Source organism: Kosakonia sp. ML.JS2a (assembly GCF_025642095.1).
In the GTDB taxonomy this organism is placed as follows: Bacteria; Pseudomonadota; Gammaproteobacteria; order Enterobacterales; family Enterobacteriaceae.
Window position 1 is genome coordinate 4,423,123 of the sequence record NZ_CP106754.1, and the last position, 19,631, is coordinate 4,442,753.

15 protein-coding genes are annotated in these 19,631 nt (G+C 55.5%); 8 read left to right on the forward strand and 7 right to left on the reverse strand.

Annotated features, from left to right (window positions below; all coding sequences use genetic code 11):
• Positions 1-138 precede the first annotated feature (138 nt).
• Together rapA and rluA are read left to right on the forward strand one after the other, a co-directional pair.
• A complete protein-coding gene (gene rapA / locus N7922_RS20865; RefSeq protein WP_263098082.1) occupies positions 139-3,045 on the forward strand; it encodes an RNA polymerase-associated protein RapA in 2,907 nt (968 codons plus the stop codon).
• An 11-nt stretch (positions 3,046-3,056) separates the two neighbouring features.
• Positions 3,057-3,716 carry a bifunctional tRNA pseudouridine(32) synthase/23S rRNA pseudouridine(746) synthase RluA gene (rluA, locus tag N7922_RS20870; protein ID WP_263098083.1) on the forward strand — a complete coding sequence of 220 codons (660 nt, stop codon included), beginning with the start codon at positions 3,057-3,059 and terminating at the stop codon, positions 3,714-3,716.
• Between the two features lie 37 nt (positions 3,717-3,753).
• Here the strand turns inward: rluA and djlA are convergent, their stop codons facing one another.
• Positions 3,754-4,575 (reverse strand): co-chaperone DjlA, encoded by an 822-nt coding sequence (gene djlA / locus N7922_RS20875; protein WP_263098084.1) that lies wholly within the window; start codon positions 4,573-4,575, stop codon positions 3,754-3,756.
• A 197-nt stretch (positions 4,576-4,772) separates the two neighbouring features.
• Between djlA and lptD the strand changes: the two genes are divergently transcribed.
• Genes lptD through apaH form a run of 6 tightly spaced genes read left to right on the forward strand, consistent with a single transcriptional unit; the run spans position 4,773 to position 11,549 of the window.
• A complete protein-coding gene (gene lptD / locus N7922_RS20880; RefSeq protein ID WP_263098085.1) occupies positions 4,773-7,169 on the forward strand; it encodes an LPS assembly protein LptD in 2,397 nt (798 codons plus the stop codon).
• Between the two features lie 53 nt (positions 7,170-7,222).
• Positions 7,223-8,509, forward strand: coding sequence for a peptidylprolyl isomerase SurA (gene surA / locus N7922_RS20885; protein WP_263098086.1), 1,287 nt, complete (start codon positions 7,223-7,225; stop codon positions 8,507-8,509).
• Positions 8,509-9,495 (forward strand): 4-hydroxythreonine-4-phosphate dehydrogenase PdxA, encoded by a 987-nt coding sequence (gene pdxA / locus N7922_RS20890; protein WP_263098087.1) that lies wholly within the window; start codon positions 8,509-8,511, stop codon positions 9,493-9,495. The genes surA and pdxA overlap by 1 nt, the downstream gene beginning before the upstream one ends.
• Entirely contained in the window at positions 9,492-10,313 is an 822-nt protein-coding gene (gene rsmA, locus N7922_RS20895; protein ID WP_263098088.1) for a 16S rRNA (adenine(1518)-N(6)/adenine(1519)-N(6))-dimethyltransferase RsmA, read from the forward strand. The genes pdxA and rsmA overlap by 4 nt, the downstream gene beginning before the upstream one ends.
• A 3-nt stretch (positions 10,314-10,316) precedes the next feature.
• A complete protein-coding gene (gene apaG, locus N7922_RS20900; RefSeq protein ID WP_263098089.1) occupies positions 10,317-10,694 on the forward strand; it encodes a Co2+/Mg2+ efflux protein ApaG in 378 nt (125 codons plus the stop codon).
• Positions 10,695-10,700: 6 nt separating this feature from the next.
• The gene (gene apaH / locus N7922_RS20905; protein ID WP_263098090.1) at positions 10,701-11,549 is read left to right on the forward strand and encodes a bis(5'-nucleosyl)-tetraphosphatase (symmetrical) ApaH; all 849 of its coding nucleotides are present in this window, start codon (positions 10,701-10,703) and stop codon (positions 11,547-11,549) included.
• 34 nt (positions 11,550-11,583) lie between these two features.
• On the opposite strand, the gene folA is transcribed toward apaH, so the two are convergent.
• The 6 genes from folA to carA all read right to left on the reverse strand — a co-directional run bounded on the left by folA (position 11,584) and on the right by carA (position 19,569).
• Positions 11,584-12,063 carry a type 3 dihydrofolate reductase gene (gene folA, locus N7922_RS20910; protein ID WP_263098091.1) on the reverse strand — a complete coding sequence of 160 codons (480 nt, stop codon included), beginning with the start codon at positions 12,061-12,063 and terminating at the stop codon, positions 11,584-11,586.
• A gap of 177 nt (positions 12,064-12,240) precedes the next feature.
• A complete protein-coding gene (gene kefC, locus N7922_RS20915; protein ID WP_263098092.1) occupies positions 12,241-14,103 on the reverse strand; it encodes a glutathione-regulated potassium-efflux system protein KefC in 1,863 nt (620 codons plus the stop codon).
• On the reverse strand, positions 14,096-14,626 hold the full coding sequence (gene kefF / locus N7922_RS20920; RefSeq protein WP_263098093.1) for a glutathione-regulated potassium-efflux system oxidoreductase KefF: 531 nt from the start codon (positions 14,624-14,626) through the stop codon (positions 14,096-14,098). The genes kefC and kefF overlap by 8 nt, the downstream gene beginning before the upstream one ends.
• 132 nt (positions 14,627-14,758) lie before the next feature.
• The gene (locus tag N7922_RS20925; protein WP_263098094.1) at positions 14,759-14,992 is read right to left on the reverse strand and encodes a YgdI/YgdR family lipoprotein; all 234 of its coding nucleotides are present in this window, start codon (positions 14,990-14,992) and stop codon (positions 14,759-14,761) included.
• Positions 14,993-15,178: 186 nt separating this feature from the next.
• Positions 15,179-18,403, reverse strand: a complete 3,225-nt coding sequence (gene carB, locus N7922_RS20930) for a carbamoyl-phosphate synthase large subunit (RefSeq protein ID WP_263098095.1) — start codon at positions 18,401-18,403, stop codon at positions 15,179-15,181.
• Between the two features lie 17 nt (positions 18,404-18,420).
• A complete protein-coding gene (carA, locus tag N7922_RS20935; RefSeq protein ID WP_263098096.1) occupies positions 18,421-19,569 on the reverse strand; it encodes a glutamine-hydrolyzing carbamoyl-phosphate synthase small subunit in 1,149 nt (382 codons plus the stop codon).
• Positions 19,570-19,631: the final 62 nt, after the last annotated feature.

Sequence of the window (19,631 nt, forward strand, 5' to 3'; positions counted from 1 at the left end):
GCCACACAATTCAGTCTATACGAACGTGGTGTCATCCAGTACCATAGCGCCCTTCCTGTTCCTGGCCCCAAATTTATGCCCGCCTGCCCTAAGGCGGTGACGAACTATTGCCTGAAATTTGAGATATAGAGTTCATTTATGCCCTTTACACTTGGTCAACGCTGGATTAGCGACACGGAAAGCGAACTCGGACTTGGTACGGTCGTCGCAATGGATGCGCGCACGGTTACTCTGCTGTTCCCTGCCACGGGTGAGAACCGTTTGTACGCGCGCAGCGACTCGCCGGTTACCCGCGTGATGTTTAACCCCGGCGATACGGTAACCAGTCACGAAGGCTGGCAGCTCACGGTTGAAGACGTAAAAGAAGAAAATGGTCTGCTCGCCTACACCGGTACTCGCCTGGATACGCAAGAGAACAACATCACCCTGCGCGAAGTGCTGCTCGACAGTAAACTGGTGTTTAGCAAACCGCAGGATCGCCTGTTTGCCGGGCAAGTCGATCGCATGGATCGTTTTGCTTTACGTTTTCGCGCCCGTAAATACCAAAGTGAACAGTACCGCATGCCGTGGAGCGGCCTGCGTGGTCAGCGTACCAACCTGATCCCACATCAGTTACATATCGCCCACGACGTTGGCCGCCGCCATGCGCCGCGCGTGCTGCTGGCGGATGAAGTGGGTCTCGGGAAAACCATCGAAGCCGGGATGATCCTGCATCAACAGTTGCTCTCCGGTGCGGCTGAGCGCGTGTTGATCGTAGTGCCGGAAACCCTGCAACATCAGTGGCTGGTGGAAATGCTGCGCCGCTTTAACCTGCGTTTCTCACTGTTTGACGATGAGCGTTACGCCGAAGCACAGCACGATGCGGACAACCCGTTTGAAACTGAACAGCTGGTGATCTGCTCGCTGGATTTCGTACGCCGGAACAAACAGCGCCTGGAGCATCTGTGCGATGCCGAGTGGGACCTGTTAGTGGTCGACGAAGCCCACCATCTGGTGTGGAGCGAAAACGAGCCGGGCCGTGAATATCTGGCGATTGAGCAACTGGCTGAACGCGTACCGGGCATCCTGCTACTGACCGCCACGCCGGAACAGCTGGGGATGGAAAGCCACTTCGCGCGTCTGCGTTTGCTGGATCCAAACCGTTTTCATGACTTTGCCCAGTTTGTTGAAGAGCAAAAAAATTACCGCCCGGTCGCCGATGCCGTCGCGCTGCTGCTGGCAGGTAATCACCTGAATAATGATGAACTCAATACGCTCGGCGATCTGATTGGCGAACAGGATATCGAACCGTTACTGCAAACCGCCAACAGCGATCGTGATGGCGCAGCCGCCGCTCGCCAGGAATTGATCACCATGTTGATGGATCGCCATGGCACCAGCCGTGTGCTGTTCCGTAACACCCGTAATGGCGTAAAAGGTTTCCCGAAACGCGAACTGCACACGGTGAAACTGCCGTTGCCAACGCAGTACCAGACTGCCATTAAGGTCTCCGGCATTATGGGGGCGCGTAAAAGTCAGGAAGAGCGCGCTCGCGACATGCTCTACCCGGAGCAGATTTATCAGGAATTTGAAGGCGATAGCGGTACCTGGTGGAACTTCGATCCGCGCGTCGAGTGGCTGATGGGTTATTTAACCAGTCATCGCTCGCAGAAAGTGCTGGTGATCTGCGCCAAAGCGGCCACCGCCCTGCAACTGGAGCAGGTTCTGCGCGAACGCGAAGGCATCCGTGCGGCGGTGTTCCATGAAGGGATGTCCATTATCGAACGCGACCGCGCAGCGGCCTGGTTTGGTGAAGAAGACAGCGGCGCACAGGTTCTGCTCTGTTCTGAAATCGGCTCGGAAGGCCGTAACTTCCAGTTTGCCAGCCATCTCGTGATGTTCGATCTGCCATTTAACCCGGATCTGCTGGAGCAGCGTATCGGTCGTCTGGATCGTATTGGTCAGGCGCATGACATTCAGATCCACGTTCCTTATCTGGAAAAAACCGCACAGTCCGTGCTGGTGCGCTGGTATCACGAAGGGTTGGATGCGTTTGAGCACACCTGCCCGACTGGCCGCGCCATCTATGATAGCGTGCACGGTCAGCTCATTAATTACCTCGCAGCACCGGAGAATACCGACGGCTTTGAAGAGCTGATCAGATCCTGCCGCGAGCAGCACGATACGTTGAAAGCCCAGTTGGAACAGGGCCGCGACCGCCTGCTGGAGATCCACTCTAACGGCGGCGAAAAAGCACAGGCGCTGGCGGAGAGCATCGCCGAACAGGACGATGACACCGCGCTGATAAGCTTTGCGATGAACCTGTTCGATATCATCGGCATCAACCAGGACGATCGCGGTGAAAACATGATCGTCCTGACGCCGTCTGACCATATGCTGGTGCCGGATTTCCCGGGTCTGCCGGAAGATGGCTGCACCATCACGTTTGAGCGTGATGTCGCCCTCTCTCGCGAAGATGCGCAGTTTATTACCTGGGAGCACCCGCTTATCCGCAACGGTCTGGATCTGATCCTCTCAGGCGATACCGGTAGCAGCACTCTGTCGCTGTTGAAAAACAAAGCCCTGCCGGTTGGCACGCTGTTACTGGAACTGATTTATGTTGTGGAAGCGCAAGCGCCGAAGCAGTTACAGCTTAACCGCTTCCTGCCGCCAACGCCTATCCGCCTGCTGGTAGACAAAAACGGTACTAACCTGGCGGCGCAGGTGGAATTCGAAAGCTTTAACCGTCAACTCAGCGCGGTTAACCGCCATACGGCCAGCAAACTGATCAATGCTGTACAGCAGGACGTGCATACCATCCTGCAAAAAGGTGAAGCGCAGGTGGAAGTCGCCGCGCGTGAGCTGATCGACGCGGCCCGCAGCGAAGCCGACGAGAAATTGTCTGCGGAGCTTTCACGCCTGGAAGCGCTGAAAGCGGTCAACCCGAACATTCGCGATGACGAACTGGCTGCCATTGAAAGCAACCGCCAGCAGGTTATGGAAAGCCTGTCGCAAGCGGGATGGCGCCTGGATGCGCTGCGATTAATCGTTGTGACGCATCAGTAACGGAGCCGACCATGATGATGGAGCCCTACAATCCGCCGCAAGAGCCCTGGCTGGTCATTCTCTATCAGGATGCGCATATTATGGTCGTCAACAAGCCCAGCGGCTTGTTGTCGGTCCCGGGGCGTCTGGACGAGCATAAAGACAGCGTGATGACGCGTATCCAGCGCGACTTTCCGCAGGCTGAATCCGTGCATCGTCTGGATATGGCGACCAGCGGTGTGATTGTGGTGGCGCTCACCAAAGCCGCAGAGCGTGAGTTAAAACGTCAGTTCCGCGAACGCGAGCCGAAAAAACAGTATCTGGCGCGAGTCTGGGGTCATCCGGAAAACGCTGAAGGTCTGGTGGATCTGCCGCTGATTTGCGACTGGCCAAATCGCCCGAAACAGAAAGTGTGTTATGAAACCGGCAAAGCGGCGCAGACCGAATATGAAGTGCTGAGTGCGGATGAGGATGGAACGGCACGCGTGCGTCTGAAGCCGATTACCGGTCGTTCACATCAGTTGCGTGTGCATATGCTGGCGCTGGGGCACCCTATCCTTGGCGATCGTTTTTACGCCCCACCGGAAGCGCTGGCGATGGCACCGCGTTTGCTGCTGCATGCAGAGACACTGACCATCACTCACCCGGCGTTCGGCAACAGCATGACCTTCAAAGCCCCGGTCGATTTCTGAACCTTCCCCCCGGCCTGACGGTCGGGGGATCTCACGATTACCGGAAGCCCTTCTGCTCGCGGATAAGCTCGTAAGCTTTCTGTATTTCCTGCGCTTTTTGCTTCGCCATCTCCATCATCTCCGGCGGTAAGCCTTTCGCCACCAGTTTGTCCGGGTGGTGCTCGCCCATCAACTTACGGTAAGCTCGCTTGATGGTGGTGGCGTCATCGGACGCTTTAACCCCCAGCACGTTACAGGCATCTTCCAGCGTAGGCCCGCGCTGCGCCTGCTGCCAACCGCCGCCCGCCTGCTGTTGCTGATGATGGTAACCGCCGCCAAACTGCGCCCCGCCCTGCATCATGCGCAGGAACTGGTCGAACTGCATGCGCGAGATACCAAGTTCCTCAGCGATCACGTACAGCACTTCCCGTTCGCTGGGGTGCAACGAGCCATCGGCGAAGGCGGCCTGGATTTGAATTTCCAGAAACATCCTAATCAAATCAAAGCGCCCGAAACAGATGCTGCGGAACTGCCGCATCTTGTCCCGCAGCGGGTAATTATCCGTTTTGCCGACGCGAAAAGCGTGCTGCGCCGCCGTGCGCGACTCGCCATGCAGGTTCATCCGATCCATAAACAGGCTGGCAACCTGGATGTCAGCTTCGGTAACACGGCCTTTCGATTTGGTCAGATGCCCCATCACTTCAAAGGTAGTGGCAAAAAAGAGCGACTGACGTTCACGTTGGTTGGCAAACCACGCCATTTTCCGGCTGCGGGCTTTATCAAACATATGCCCGATAATGAGTCCCAGAATCGCGCCCCAAAAGCCGCCGCCCACGAAAAGGGCAATGACCACACCAACCACTTTTCCCCAATACTGCATATACTCCCCAAATCGTCATGCCGTCGGCTAAAATTTGCTTTATCATACCCGTCATTCTATGCCGTGCACAGGCACAGTCTTCTCTGACCTGGCTCGAACGCGGGCAGGATTAACACTAGCGTTGCAAAGGTGAGTAAGTTAGTCTCTGACCGTTTGCCAGCGTAAAGCCACAGATGACGGAACAACAAATACAACGTATGAAAAAACGTATCCCCACCCTCCTGGCCACCATGATTGGCTCTGCTCTCTATAGCCAGCAGGGGTTGGCAGCCGATCTTGCCTCGCAGTGTATGCTTGGCGTTCCCAGCTACAACCGCCCACTGGTGCAGGGCGATACCAACAACTTACCGGTGACCATCAACGCTGATGATGCGAAGGGCAACTACCCGGACAATGCCGTTTTCAGCGGCAATGTGGATGTGAATCAGGGTAATAGCCGCTTACAGGCGGATGAAGTTCAGCTTCATCAACAGCAGGCGGAAGGTCAGGCGGATCCGGTACGCACAGTGGATGCACTGGGTAATGTGCACTATGACGACAACCAGGTCATCCTGAAAGGTCCTAAAGCCTGGTCAAATTTGAATACGAAAGATACTAACGTCTGGGAAGGCAACTACCAGATGGTGGGACGTCAGGGGCGCGGTACCGCCGACCTGATGAAACAGCGCGGGGAAAACCGCTACACCATTCTGGATAATGGTTCTTTTACCTCCTGTCTGCCGGGTTCCAATACCTGGAGCGTAGTGGGTACCGAAGTCATCCATGACCGCGAAGAACAGGTCGCTGAAATCTGGAATGCGCGCTTTAAGCTGGGGCCGGTTCCGGTGTTCTACAGCCCTTATCTGCAATTGCCGGTCGGCGATAAACGCCGTTCAGGTTTCCTGATCCCGAACGCCAAGTACAGCACCAACAACTCCTTCGAGTTTTATCTGCCGTACTACTGGAACATTGCGCCAAACTTCGATGCCACCCTTACCCCGCACTATATGCATAAACGCGGCGGCGTACAGTGGCAAAACGAATTCCGTTATCTGACGCAAGCCGGTTCAGGTCTGATCGAATTTGACTACCTGCCGTCAGATAAAGTGTACCAGGATGAGTACCCTACCGAAGGCGATCGCCATCGCTGGCTATTCTACTGGCAACATGCCGGGGTAATGGATCAGGTGTGGCGTTTTAACGTTGACTACACCAAAGTCAGCGATGCCAGCTATTTTAACGACTTCTCGTCCAAATACGGTTCCAGCACCGACGGTTACGCCACGCAGAAGTTCAGCGTCGGCTACGCGGTGGAAAACTTTGACGCCACGGTTTCCACCAAACAGTTCCAGGTCTTTAACCGCAATAACAGTAACTCCTATTCTGCAGAACCGCAGCTGGATGTGAACTGGTACCACAACGATTTGGGGCCATTCGATGCCCATATTTATGGTCAGGCCGTTAACTTCATCAGCACCAACTCCAACCGTCCTGAAGCGACGCGTGTTCACCTGGAGCCGACATTAAGCCTGCCGGTATCGAATGAGTGGAGCAGCCTGAATACCGAAGTCAAAATGCTGGCGACCCACTACCAGCAAAGCAATCTTGATTCCTATCGTTCATATGCTCAGCAGCTGTACAGCAATGATGCCAGCAGTTCAAACCTGACAACGCTGGAGTCAGCTAATAAGCTAAAAGACTCCGCTAACCGCGTTATGCCGCAGTTCAAAATGGACGGCAAACTGGTTTTCGAACGCGATATGAATTGGGCGGAAGGCTATACTCAAACGCTGGAGCCGCGCGCCCAGTATCTCTACGTTCCGTATCGCGATCAGAGCCATATCAACAACTACGACTCGACGCTGCTGCAATCCGACTATAGCGGTCTGTTCCGCGACCGTACTTACGGCGGCCTCGACCGTATCGCATCCGCGAACCAGGTCACTACCGGCGTCACATCCCGCATTTATGATGATGCGGCAGTTGAACGTTTTAACGTTTCTGTTGGTCAAATCTACTATTTCACCGAGTCCCGTACCGGTGATGACAACATTAACTGGGAGAAAGACAACAAAACGGGTTCGCTGGTGTGGGCGGGAGACACGTACTGGCGCATCTCCGATCGCTGGGGTCTGCGCGGCGGGGTGCAGTATGACACTCGCCTGAACAACATCGCGAACAGCAGCACGTCGCTGGAATACCGTCGCGATGAAGACCGTATGATGCAACTGAGCTATCGCTACGCCAGCCCGGAGTATATCCAGGCGACACTGCCGAACTATGCCACTGCAGAGCAGTATAAAAATGGGATTTCGCAGGTAGGTGCGGTGGCAAGCTGGCCGATTGTAGACCGTTGGTCTGTCGTCGGCGCTTACTACTTCGATACCAATACCCGTAAACCGGCCGATCAGATGTTAGGTTTACAGTATAACTCCTGCTGTTATGCCATTCGCGTTGGCTATGAACGCAAAATTAACGGCTGGCAAAATGACCAAAGCAAGTATGACAACGCCATCGGTTTCAACATTGAGCTGCGCGGTTTGAGTTCCAACTACGGTTTGGGCACGCAACAAATGCTGCGTTCAAACATCCTGCCGTACCGTAGCTCGATGTGATCTGTTTGATTTGCAACGTAATCCGCATTGCGGTTAATTGAAATGGAAAAGGTATGAAGAACTGGAAAACGCTGCTTCTCGGTATCGCTATGGTTGCGAATACCAGTTTTGCTGCGCCTCAGGTTGTAGATAAAGTCGCTGCTGTCGTGAATAACGGCGTGGTGCTTGAAAGTGACGTTGATGGTTTGATGCAATCCGTGAAGGCTAACGCAGGACAGGCAGGTCAGCAGTTACCTGATGACGCCACACTGCGCCATCAGATCCTTGAACGCCTGATCATGGATCAAATCATTTTGCAGATGGGCACCAAAATGGGCGTCAAAGTCACTGACGAACAGCTTGATGCCGCCATCGCCGATATTGCGAAACAAAACAATATGACGATGGATCAGATGCGCAGCCGCCTGGCTTACGACGGGGTGAATTTCAGCACCTACCGTACCCAGATCCGCAAAGAGATGATCATTTCCGAAGTGCGCAACAGCGAAGTTCGCCGTCGCGTCACCGTGCTGCCGCAGGAAGTTGAAACGCTGGCGAAGCAAGTGGGCAACCAGAACGATGCCAGCACCGAGCTGAATCTGAGCCACATCCTGATCCCGCTGCCGGAAAACCCGACCTCCGATCAGGTTAACGAAGCGGAAAGCCAGGCGCGTTCCATTGTTGAACAAGCCCGTAGCGGCAATGACTTCGGTAAACTGGCCATCACCTACTCTGCCGATCAGCAAGCGCTGAAAGGCGGCCAGATGGGCTGGGGCCGCATCCAGGAACTGCCAAGTATTTTCGCCCAGGCATTAAGCACGGCGAAAAAAGGCGATGTGATCGGGCCGATCCGTTCCGGCGTAGGTTTCCACATCCTGAAAGTGAACGATCTGCGTGGTCAGAGCCAGAGCATTTCCGTCACCGAAGTGCACGCACGCCACATCCTGCTGAAACCGTCGCCGATCATGAGCGACGATCAGGCTCGTGTGAAACTGCAAGAGATCGCTGCCGATATCAAAAGTGGCAAAACCACCTTTGCTAACGCGGCAAAAGAGTTCTCCCAGGATCCGGGCTCAGCAAACCAGGGCGGCGATCTTGGTTGGGCGGCTGCGGACATTTACGATCCAGCCTTCCGTGACGCGTTGATGAAACTGAAACGCGGCCAAATGAGCGGCCCGGTTCACTCCTCCTTCGGCTGGCATCTGATCGAAATGCTTGATACCCGCAACGTTGATAAAACCGACGCGGCGCAGAAAGACAGAGCCTACCGTATGCTGATGAACCGTAAGTTCTCTGAAGAAGCGGCAACCTGGATGCAGGAACAACGCGCCAGCGCCTACGTGAAAATTCTGAGCAACTAATGAAAACAGCGCGTGTCGTTATCACTCCCGGCGAACCCGCCGGGATTGGCCCGGATTTGGTGGTGCAACTCGCCCAGCGCGACTGGCCGGTTGAACTGGTTATCTGTGCAGATGCGACGCTGCTAACTGACCGGGCAGCCCTGCTCGGTCTGCCGCTGGTGTTGCGGGAGTACGCTCCCGCCACGCCCGCTGCGCCGCAACAGGCCGGGACACTGACCCTGTTGCCCATTTCCCTGCGCGCGACGGTTACCCCCGGCGTGTTGAATACGCAAAACGGTCCTTACGTCGTCGAAACGCTGGCTCGCGCTTGCGATGGCTGCCTGAACGGCGAATTTGCCGCGTTGATCACCGGTCCGGTGCATAAAGGCGTGATTAACGACGCCGGAACCCCCTTTACCGGGCATACAGAGTTTTTCGAGGAGCGCTCGCACGCCGCCAAAGTGGTGATGATGCTGGCGACCGAAGAGCTACGCGTAGCGCTGGCCACCACGCACTTGCCGCTCAAAGCGGTAGCCGACGCGATCACGCCGGAACTGCTTCGCGAAGTGATCGGCATCCTGCACGGCGACCTGCAGCAAAAGTTCGGTATTTGCCAGCCGCATATTTTAGTTTGCGGCCTTAACCCGCATGCGGGCGAAGGGGGTCATATGGGCACCGAAGAGATTGATACCCTCATTCCGGTGCTGGATGAAATGCGAGCGCAAGGCATGAACTTAAGCGGCCCACTGCCCGCCGATACGCTGTTTCAGCCCAAATACCTCGATAATGCCGATGCAGTGCTGGCGATGTACCACGATCAGGGCCTGCCCGTGCTAAAATACCAGGGATTTGGCCGCGGCGTGAATATCACCCTCGGTTTACCTTTTATTCGCACATCCGTCGACCATGGCACCGCGCTTGAACTCGCAGGCCAGGGAACCGCGGATGTCGGCAGTTTTATTACGGCGCTTAATCTCGCCATCAAAATGATTGTTAATACTCAATGAATAATCGCGTCCATCAGGGCCACTTAGCCCGCAAACGCTTCGGGCAAAACTTTCTCCACGACCAGTTCGTGATCGACAGCATCGTTTCGGCGATCAACCCACAAAAAGGTCAGGCCATGGTCGAAATCGGCCCGGGCCTTGGCGCACTGACGGAGCCCGTCGGTGAACGCCTGGATAAAATGACGGTCATCGAACTTGACCGCGATTTGGCTGCGCGCCTGCAGACGCACCCATTCCTTGCGCCAAAACTGACTATCTATCAGCAAGATGCAATGACCATGAACTTTGGCGAGCTGTCTCAGACACTCGGTCAGCCACTGCGCGTCTTCGGCAACCTGCCGTATAACATCTCGACGCCGCTGATGTTCCATCTGTTTAGCTATACTGATGCCATCGCCGACATGCATTTTATGTTGCAGAAAGAGGTGGTGAATCGCCTGGTTGCAGGACCAAACAGTAAAGCGTATGGTCGATTAAGCGTCATGGCGCAGTACTATTGCCAGATCATTCCGGTGCTGGAAGTACCGCCGACGGCGTTTGCGCCGCCGCCAAAAGTGGATTCAGCCGTGGTTCGTCTGGTTCCGCACACGACGCTGCCGCATCCGGTAAAAGAGATTCGTGTGCTGAGCCGCATCACCACGGAAGCCTTTAACCAGCGCCGTAAGACGATCCGCAACAGCCTCGGTAACGTGTTTACCGTCGATGTGTTGACATCGCTGGGTATCGATCCGGCGATGCGTGCAGAAAATATCTCTGTTGCGCAATATTGCCAGTTGGCGAACTACCTGGTTGATAATGCGCCGCCGAAGGAGAGTTAACGTATGATCAATTCGCCCCGAGTCTGTATTCAGGTGCAAAGCGTCTATATTGAGTCTCAGTCCACTCCCGACGATGAACGCTATGTCTTTGCTTACACCATTACTATCCGGAACCTAGGGCGAACCCCTGTCCAGTTGCTGAAACGCTACTGGTTGATCACGAATGGAAATGGCCGCGAAACGGAAGTTCAGGGCGAAGGTGTAGTCGGCGTACAGCCGCACATTGAACCCGGCGGCGAATACCAGTACACCAGCGGCGCGGTTATCGAAACGCCGCTGGGCACCATGCAAGGCCACTACGAAATGATCGATGCGCAAGGGGAAGCCTTCCGCATTTCCATCCCGGTCTTCCGGCTCGCCGTTCCTACACTGATCCATTAATACACAATGTCTACATATCTTATTGGCGACGTTCATGGTTGCTATGATGAACTGATCGCATTGTTAAAACAGGTCGACTTTACTCCCGGCCAGGATACCTTATGGTTGACCGGCGATCTGGTTGCCCGTGGGCCTGGCTCACTGGATGTGCTGCGTTTTGTCAAATCACTTGGCGACAGCGTGCGTATCGTACTGGGAAATCACGACCTGCATCTGCTGGCCGTCTTTGCCGGCATCAGCCGCAATAAGCCAAAAGACCGGCTGACTCCGCTACTGGAAGCTGCTGACGCCGATGAACTGATTAACTGGCTGCGCCGCCAGCCGTTGCTCCAGGTCGACGAAGAGAAAAAACTGGTGATGGCTCATGCCGGGATCACGCCTCAGTGGGATCTCGAGACGGCCAAACATTGTGCGCACGATATCGAAGCCGTGCTGTCGAGCGACTCCTATCCTCTGTTTCTCGACGCCATGTATGGCGATCTGCCCAACCACTGGTCAACGGAACTGAGCGGTCTTGCTCGTCTGCGCTTTATCACCAACGCATTAACGCGCATGCGCTACTGCTTCCCGAACGGGCAGCTTGATATGTACTGCAAAGACATTCCTGCCCATGCTCCCGCGCCGTTAAAACCTTGGTTTTCCATTCCAGGCCCTGTGTCTCAGGAGTACAGCATTGTCTTTGGTCACTGGGCTTCGCTGGAGGGTGAAGGTACACCGGAAGGGATCTACGGACTGGATACGGGGTGTTGCTGGGGCGGCGTATTAACCTGCCTGCGCTGGGAAGACAAAGCTTACTTTGTGCAACCTTCTAACCGCCAGATGGATCTGGGTGAAGACGAGGCGATCGCCTCCTGAAAAACAGTCCCCGGCATAGCGCCGGGGAGATGTATTATCTGCGGTCCAGAATCTCGAAGCAGTAACTGTGCGAGTTCTGCGCATCTGCGTCGTTAAACTCGCTAAACACCGATTCCCAGTCGTCCGGATCGTAGTCCGGGAAATGGGTATCGCCTTCCACTTCTGCGTCGATATGCGTCAGGTAGAGACGTTGCGCTTTCGGCAGGAACTGCTCGTAAACGCGACCGCCGCCGATCACCATGATCTCTTCCACATCACCGCAGGCGGCAATCGCTTCATCGACAGATTTCACCCACACCACACGATCGTCTGTGCCTGTCTGGCTACTGATAACAATGTTCTTACGGCCTGGCAGCGGACGACCAATGGATTCCCATGTCAGGCGGCCCATCACAACCGGTTTGTTTAAGGTATTGCGCTTAAACCAGGCGAGATCGGCAGGTAAATTCCACGGCATCGCGTTTTCCATGCCAATGACGCGATCCACCGCTAACGCCGCAATCAAACTGATCATTCATTCATTCCTGGATGCAAAAAAATTGTCGCCACTATACGGAAAGCGCAATCTTTCGTCGACGGTGGGCAAGGTAAAGAATGAGAAAATTTTTCATTCTGCTGGCGACACCACAGCACAGTACTGTATCGCCAGCGTTCCACCGTTTTTGAATCAAACGATTACCCGATAATGTCGTCAGGCCTGCGGTTTCACGGCGGGCTCATCACCGGGATCGCCGGTATGCCGCCCTTCATCCGTTCCCTGCCAGCCATGTTGCTGAATCAGCGACAGATGCGCGCGATCTTCCGCAATGATTTCCGTCAGCATCGCGCTGGTGCGTTTGAATACCGCCGCCCGCGCCAGCGCATCGTTTTCAACCTGCGCCATCTCCTCCACCATTTGGGTGTTGAAACGGCGGAAGTGATCGGCACGCTCGCGGGCTTCATACGAACCAAGACCTAATCCTTCCAGCGCGATACGCCCGACCTTGAGCGCCGCCTCAAAGGTTTCACGCTCCGGTTTATCAACCCCGGCCTGGCGCAGGCGAATATAGTGATCAACATCGCGCGCACGGGCAATCACTTGCAGGTCTGGGAAGTGCTCTTTCGCCAGTTCTGTCAGCAACAGGCTAGCCTGCGGATCGTCAATCGCATTGATCAAGACTTCCGCCCGCCCTGCTCCGGCAGACTCCAACAGATCCACCCGCGTGGCGTCACCGTAAAAGACCTTCATGCCGAACTTGCGCAGCGTTTCGATATGATCCGGATCGTGATCGAGCACCACCATCTTCACGCCGCTGGAGAGCAACAGACGCCCGGCGATCTGACCAAAACGCCCGAAACCGGCAATAATCACCCGCGCTTCTTCTTCATCAATTTCGTCGGCTTCGCGCTCCTGCTGCGAGCCCGATGTTTCCAGACGGGTTAACAGCACCAACAGCAGTGGCGTTGCTGCCATAGAGAGCGCGACGGTAAGCGTTAGCGCTTTTGCCCACTCGCTATCCAGCACCTGCGCCGTTTGTGCCGCGCCAAACACCACAAAGGCGAATTCGCTCCCCTGCCCCAACAATGCCGCGAACCATAGGCGCTGCTTACCGGGCACTTTCAGCGGGCGGGCAATCAGCCACAGCACCGCACTTTTAATGACCAGGAAGCCCACCAGCAGCAACAAAATCCGCAAGGGGTGTGTGACCAGTGTGCCAAAGTCGATAGACATACCGACGCCGATAAAGAACAACCCGAGCAGCAAACCTTTGAACGGTTCAATATCGCTTTCCAGCGCATGCCGGTATTCGGAGCTGGCAAGCAATACGCCAGCCAGAAACGCCCCCATCGCCATCGACAAGCCCGCTTCTTCCAGCAATAAACCAAAGCCGAAGACCAGAAAGAGCGCTACAGCGCAGAACACTTCCCTCAGCCCAGAGCGCGCGACAAAGCGCAATGCCGGGCGGGCAACATAGCGCCCCAGCAAAACAACCAGCACCAGCGCGCCAGCCACTTTCAGCGCCGAAAGCGTGAATGCCCCCAGCGTGGTTGAAGCACCGCTCGCCGCCAGCAGGGGGATCATCGCCACCAGCGGAATGGCGGCGATATCCTGGAAGAGCAACACCGAAAAAGCGCTGCGTCCCATTTGCGACACTGTCAGGTTACGTTCATTCATCGCCTGCATCGCAATAGCGGTTGAGGAGAGCGCCAGCGTCAGACCAATCAACAACGCCACTGGCCAGGGCAGACCTAACAGCGCGCAAAACAGACCCAGCAGGATCCCACAACTGGCCATTTGCAACGCGCCGCCGCCAAACACCGAGGCTCTCAGCTTCCATAACCGCTGCGGATCCAACTCCAGGCCGATCACAAACAGCATCAGCACAACGCCGATTTCGGCGAAATGCAGGATAGATTCCGCGTCGGTGACCAGGCGTAATCCCCACGGACCAATCACGCCGCCGGCAATCAGATAACCGAGCACAGAACCCAGTCCCAGCCTGACGGCAATAGGCACGATCAGTGCCGCCGAACCAAGGTAGATCAGCGCCTGAATTAAGGAATGACTATCCATGTTGCACCTCCTGCCACTCCAGCAAACGTTGTTTATAATGACGCGCCTGCGCCTGCAAGGTTTCATCATCGCAGACAAAGGTGTAATGCACTGCGCAGGGCGGCAGCCAGTTCAACCCGCAATAAAGCGCAGTGGCCTGCAACGGTTGGCACAGCACGTCAAACCCCGGGTGAGAACCAATGTTGAAATGGTTTTCCCCTCCGCCGGTGGTGACCGCCCACATCACACTCTTACCGTGTAACGCCGTGCCACCATGGCCATAAGCCCAGCCGTGCGACAACACTTTATCGATCCACAATTTGAGCAGCGGCGTGATGCCGTACCATTGCATTGGGTGTTGCCAGATAATCAGATCGGCGCGGGAAACGGCCTCCTGCTCGGCGGCTATGTCGATATTAAAATCGGGATAGAGCTCATAGAGGGAACGCACTTCGACATTTTCCAGCGTCCGTGCCAGTTCAATCATCCGCTTATTCGCATGGGAGTGCTGCGGATAGGGATGTGCATAAATAATCAGAATCATTGATTAGCCTGTTTTCACTGCCTTATTTTTCTTTGAGTGTAGACAGTTAATCGTCCGGCTAAAAGCGACAATCTGTGCGGGAATAAGGGGAAAGGCGTGCGATGGCAACCGCCACCGCACCACACTCGCGGATCAGTTATCCAGCTCGCTCATGTTTTTCACCTGATCGCGGTTAATCTGCTCGGTTTTACCGGTTTCGGCGTTTTTATAGGAAACCAGCCCGGTATCATCATCCACTTTCGGTTTCCCGTCAGTGACGATGGTGCGACCGTCGGTCGTACGTACGGCCTGATTCGAAGAACACCCGGCAACGGTAAACAGTGCGGCGGCAGTAAAGACTGAAGTCATAAGAAGTTTAGTTCGCATGGTTATCTCCCTGCTTTTCAGTGGATTTCATTCATCTGTTAACCCATTTTAGGTTAACTCACTGAGCAACAGGGAAAATGCAGAACACTCTGAAGGGAATGGCAGGAGTAAGGTATCACAGGCCTGACCATCAGGCCTGTGAATCAGGATCGGTAAATCCGGCCCGGGAAGCGGGCCGGAGGTCGATTACTTACCGATCAGCGCGTGCATTTCCTGCACCGAAATCACTTTCTCAGTCGCATCTGCGTTCAGCGCCATGGTCGTCGCGAAGCCACCGTTCAGTGTGGTGTCATAATGCACTTTGTACTGCAGTGCGCTGCGGCGAATCAGTTTGGAGTCTTCAATCGCCTGGCGACCCGCCGTGGTGTTGATGATGTAGGTGTATTCGCCATTCTTGATACGATCCTGAATGTGCGGACGCCCTTCATGCACTTTGTTCACCAGACGCGGATTAATGCCCGCTTCGCCCAGCACAATCGCCGTCCCGTGAGTCGCATCCAGCTCGAAGCCCTGTTTCAGCAGTTTCGCCGCCAGATCCACCACACGCTCTTTGTCACCTTCGCGCACAGAGAGCAGCGCACGGCCATGTTTCTTCATCGTGGAATTGCTGCCGAGCTGCGCTTTGGCGAATGCTTCCGCGAACGTACGCCCCACGCCCATCACTTCACCGGTCGAGCGCATTTCTGGCCCTAACAGCGGGTCGACGCCCGGGAATTTATTAAACGGCAGCACCACTTCTTTCACCGAGTAGTACGGCGGGATGATCTCTTTGGTGTGGCCCTGTTGCACCAGCGTTTTACCGGTCATCACGCGCGCCGCGACTTTTGCCAGCGGCAGGCCAGTCGCCTTGGAGACAAACGGTACGGTACGCGCAGCACGCGGGTTCACTTCAATCAGGTAGACTTCGTTATCTTTCACCGCAAACTGCACGTTCATCAGACCGCGCACCTGCAATTCGAACGCGAGTTTCTGCACCTGCTGGCGCATCACATCCTGAATTTCCTGGCTCAGCGTATAAGCCGGCAGAGAACAGGCGGAGTCGCCGGAGTGTACGCCAGCCTGCTCGATATGCTCCATGATGCCGCCAATCAGCACATTTTCGCCATCGCACACGGCATCGACGTCGACTTCCACTGCATCGTCGAGGAATTTATCCAGCAGCACCGGCGCATCGTTGGAGACGCTGACTGCCGTCATAAAGTAGCGGCGCAGGTCAATTTCGTCGTAGACGATTTCCATCGCGCGGCCGCCCAGCACATAAGAGGGACGCACCACCAGCGGGTAGGTAATCTCTTTCGCTTTCTCAACTGCCTGCTCCAGCGCCGTGACCGTGGCGTTAGCGGGCTGTTTCAGCTTCAGGCGTTCAACCGCATGCTGGAAACGCTCACGGTCTTCCGCACGGTCAATGGCATCCGGGCTGGTGCCAATCACCGGCACGCCAGCAGCTTCCAACGCACGCGCCAGTTTCAGCGGCGTCTGACCACCGTACTGCACAATCACGCCTTTCGGTTTCTCGATGCGCACGATTTCCAGCACATCTTCGAAGGTAACCGGTTCAAAGTAGAGGCGATCGGAGGTGTCATAGTCGGTCGACACGGTTTCCGGGTTACAGTTGACCATAATGGTCTCGTAACCATCTTCGCGCAGCGCCAGCGAAGCGTGTACGCAGCAATAGTCGAACTCAATACCCTGACCGATACGGTTTGGACCACCGCCCAGCACCATGATTTTTTCACGATCCTGATTCGGGTTGGCTTCGCACTCTTCTTCATAGGTGGAATACATGTACGCAGTGTCGGTGGCAAATTCGGCAGCACAGGTATCCACGCGTTTGTAAACCGGGTGCAGGTCGAACTGATCGCGCAGCTTGCGGATTTCCGCCTCGCGCACGCCAGCCAGTTTCGCCAGACGCGCATCGGCAAAGCCTTTGCGTTTCAACTGGCGCAGGAAGTCCGCATCAAGGCCGTTGATGCCGACATTCGCAACCTGCTCTTCCAGACGCACCAGCTCTTCAATTTGCACCAGGAACCAGCGGTCGATATTGGTCAGGTTGAACACGCCGTCCACGGAGAGGCCCGCACGGAATGCGTCAGCGATGTACCAAATACGCTCTGCGCCAGCGTCTTTCAGCTCGCGGCGAATTTTGGTCAGCGCTTCCGGATCGTCAAGGCTCACTTTCGGGTCGAAGCCCGTCGCGCCCACTTCCAGACCGCGCAACGCTTTCTGCATCGATTCCTGCTGCGTGCGGCCAATGGCCATCACTTCACCCACAGACTTCATCTGCGTGGTCAGACGGTCATTGGCGCCAACAAACTTCTCGAAGTTGAAGCGCGGGATCTTGGTCACGACGTAGTCGATAGAAGGTTCGAACGATGCCGGGGTACGACCGCCGGTGATGTCGTTCATCAGCTCGTCCAGCGTGTAGCCCACTGCCAGTTTCGCCGCGACTTTGGCAATCGGGAAGCCGGTGGCTTTTGACGCCAGCGCTGAAGAGCGGGACACGCGCGGGTTCATTTCGATAACAATCAGACGGCCGTTTTTCGGGTTCACCGCGAACTGTACGTTGGAACCGCCTGTCTCTACGCCGATTTCACGCAGTACCGCCATCGAGGCGTTACGCATGATTTGGTACTCTTTATCGGTGAGCGTTTGTGCTGGCGCAACGGTGATGGAGTCGCCGGTATGGATCCCCATGGCGTCGAAGTTTTCAATCGAGCAGACGATGATGCAGTTGTCGTTCTTATCACGCACCACTTCCATCTCATACTCTTTCCAGCCGATCAGCGACTCGTCAATCAGCAGCTCATTGGTCGGGGAGAGATCCAGACCGCGGGCGCAAATTTCTTCAAACTCTTCGCGGTTATAAGCGATACCGCCGCCGGTGCCGCCCATGGTAAAGGAAGGACGGATAATGCACGGATAGCCGACATCCGCCGCCACCGCCAGCGCTTCATCCATGGTGTGCGCAATGCCGGAGCGGGCAGTATCGAGGCCGATTTTCTTCATCGCAATATCAAAGCGACGGCGATCTTCTGCTTTATCAATTGCATCCGCGGTCGCGCCAATCATGGTCACGCCGAATTCTTCCAGCACGCCCTGACGTTCCAACTCTAACGCGCAGTTCAGCGCAGTCTGGCCACCCATGGTCGGCAGTACGGCGTCCGGACGCTCTTTTTCAATGATTTTGCGCACCACTTCCCAGTGGATAGGCTCAATATAGGTGGCGTCCGCCATCTCCGGGTCCGTCATAATAGTCGCCGGGTTGGAGTTCACCAGGATAACGCGGTAGCCCTCTTCACGCAGGGCTTTACAGGCCTGTGCGCCTGAGTAGTCGAACTCACACGCCTGGCCGATAACAATCGGACCTGCGCCAAGGATCAGGATGCTTTTTATGTCTGTACGTTTTGGCATGGCTCTTGTTCTCCTGATTATTTGGCGGTGTTGCGGTATTGCTCAATTAACTCGATAAAATGGTCGAACAGCGGCGCGGCATCGTGCGGCCCCGGGCTTGCTTCCGGATGCCCCTGGAAACTGAATGCCGGTTTGTCGGTGCGATGAATCCCCTGCAGCGTGCCATCGAACAGCGACTTATGCGTGACGCGCAGGTTAGCAGGCATGGAGGCTTCATCGACGGCAAAACCGTGGTTCTGCGCGGTAATCATCACCGTGTTGTTATCGATATCTTTTACCGGATGGTTACCGCCGTGGTGACCAAATTTCATTTTCACGGTTTTCGCACCGCTCGCCAGCGCCAGCAACTGATGGCCGAGACAGATGCCGAACACCGGAATCTCCGTTTCAAGGAACGTTTTAATCGCATCGATAGCGTAGTCACACGGCGCCGGGTCGCCAGGACCGTTAGACAGGAAAACACCATCCGGATTGAGTTTCAGGACATCTGCGGCAGGCGTTTTCGCCGGTACCACCGTCAGGCGGCAGCCTCTGTCCACCAGCATGCGCAGAATGTTGCGTTTCGCGCCGTAGTCGTAAGCCACAACATGGAACGGCAGCTCACCCTCTTTCTTTGCCTGCGGCAGGTCGCCCGCCAGTGTCCAGCTGCCCTGTGTCCAGCTGTAGGTTTCTGCGGTGGTCACTTCTTTCGCCAGATCCATACCGTTCAGACCCGGGAAGGCTTTCGCTTTCTCCAGCGCCACAGCGGCATCGACATTGTCGCCTGCGATAATGCAGCCGTTTTGCGCACCTTTTTCGCGCAGCAAACGGGTCAGCTTACGGGTATCGATATCAGCAATCGCCACGATGTTATGGCGCTTCAGGTAAGAAGAGAGATCTTCGGTATTGCGGAAGTTGCTGGCAATCAGCGGCAGGTCACGAATGACGAGGCCTTGCGCATGTACCTGAGAGGATTCTTCGTCAGCGGAATTGGTGCCGACATTGCCGATATGGGGATAAGTAAGAGTGACGATTTGGCGGGAATAGGAAGGATCAGTGAGGATTTCTTGATAACCGGTCATTGAAGTATTGAAAACGACTTCCCCAACCGCCGTGCCCGTTGCCCCTATGGCCCGACCGTGAAACTGGGTTCCGTCTTCCAGAACCAATAGCGCTGACTTAATCAAAACATCCTCCAGAGAATATTCACTCACTTTATTTGCATATTAATTCAAATACAGATAATGAA

Bases quoted from the DNA above. Each gene is read 5' to 3' on its own strand.
- rapA (WP_263098082.1), top strand. From the start codon at position 139: ATGCCCTTTACACTTGGTCAACGCTGGATTAGCGACACGGAAAGCGAA.
- rluA (WP_263098083.1), top strand. From the start codon at position 3,057: ATGATGATGGAGCCCTACAATCCGCCGCAAGAGCCCTGGCTGGTCATT.
- djlA (WP_263098084.1), bottom strand. From the start codon at position 4,575: ATGCAGTATTGGGGAAAAGTGGTTGGTGTGGTCATTGCCCTTTTCGTG.
- lptD (WP_263098085.1), top strand. From the start codon at position 4,773: ATGAAAAAACGTATCCCCACCCTCCTGGCCACCATGATTGGCTCTGCT.
- surA (WP_263098086.1), top strand. From the start codon at position 7,223: ATGAAGAACTGGAAAACGCTGCTTCTCGGTATCGCTATGGTTGCGAAT.
- pdxA (WP_263098087.1), top strand. From the start codon at position 8,509: ATGAAAACAGCGCGTGTCGTTATCACTCCCGGCGAACCCGCCGGGATT.
- rsmA (WP_263098088.1), top strand. From the start codon at position 9,492: ATGAATAATCGCGTCCATCAGGGCCACTTAGCCCGCAAACGCTTCGGG.
- apaG (WP_263098089.1), top strand. From the start codon at position 10,317: ATGATCAATTCGCCCCGAGTCTGTATTCAGGTGCAAAGCGTCTATATT.
- apaH (WP_263098090.1), top strand. From the start codon at position 10,701: ATGTCTACATATCTTATTGGCGACGTTCATGGTTGCTATGATGAACTG.
- folA (WP_263098091.1), bottom strand. From the start codon at position 12,063: ATGATCAGTTTGATTGCGGCGTTAGCGGTGGATCGCGTCATTGGCATG.
- kefC (WP_263098092.1), bottom strand. From the start codon at position 14,103: ATGGATAGTCATTCCTTAATTCAGGCGCTGATCTACCTTGGTTCGGCG.
- kefF (WP_263098093.1), bottom strand. From the start codon at position 14,626: ATGATTCTGATTATTTATGCACATCCCTATCCGCAGCACTCCCATGCG.
- N7922_RS20925 (WP_263098094.1), bottom strand. From the start codon at position 14,992: ATGCGAACTAAACTTCTTATGACTTCAGTCTTTACTGCCGCCGCACTG.
- carB (WP_263098095.1), bottom strand. From the start codon at position 18,403: ATGCCAAAACGTACAGACATAAAAAGCATCCTGATCCTTGGCGCAGGT.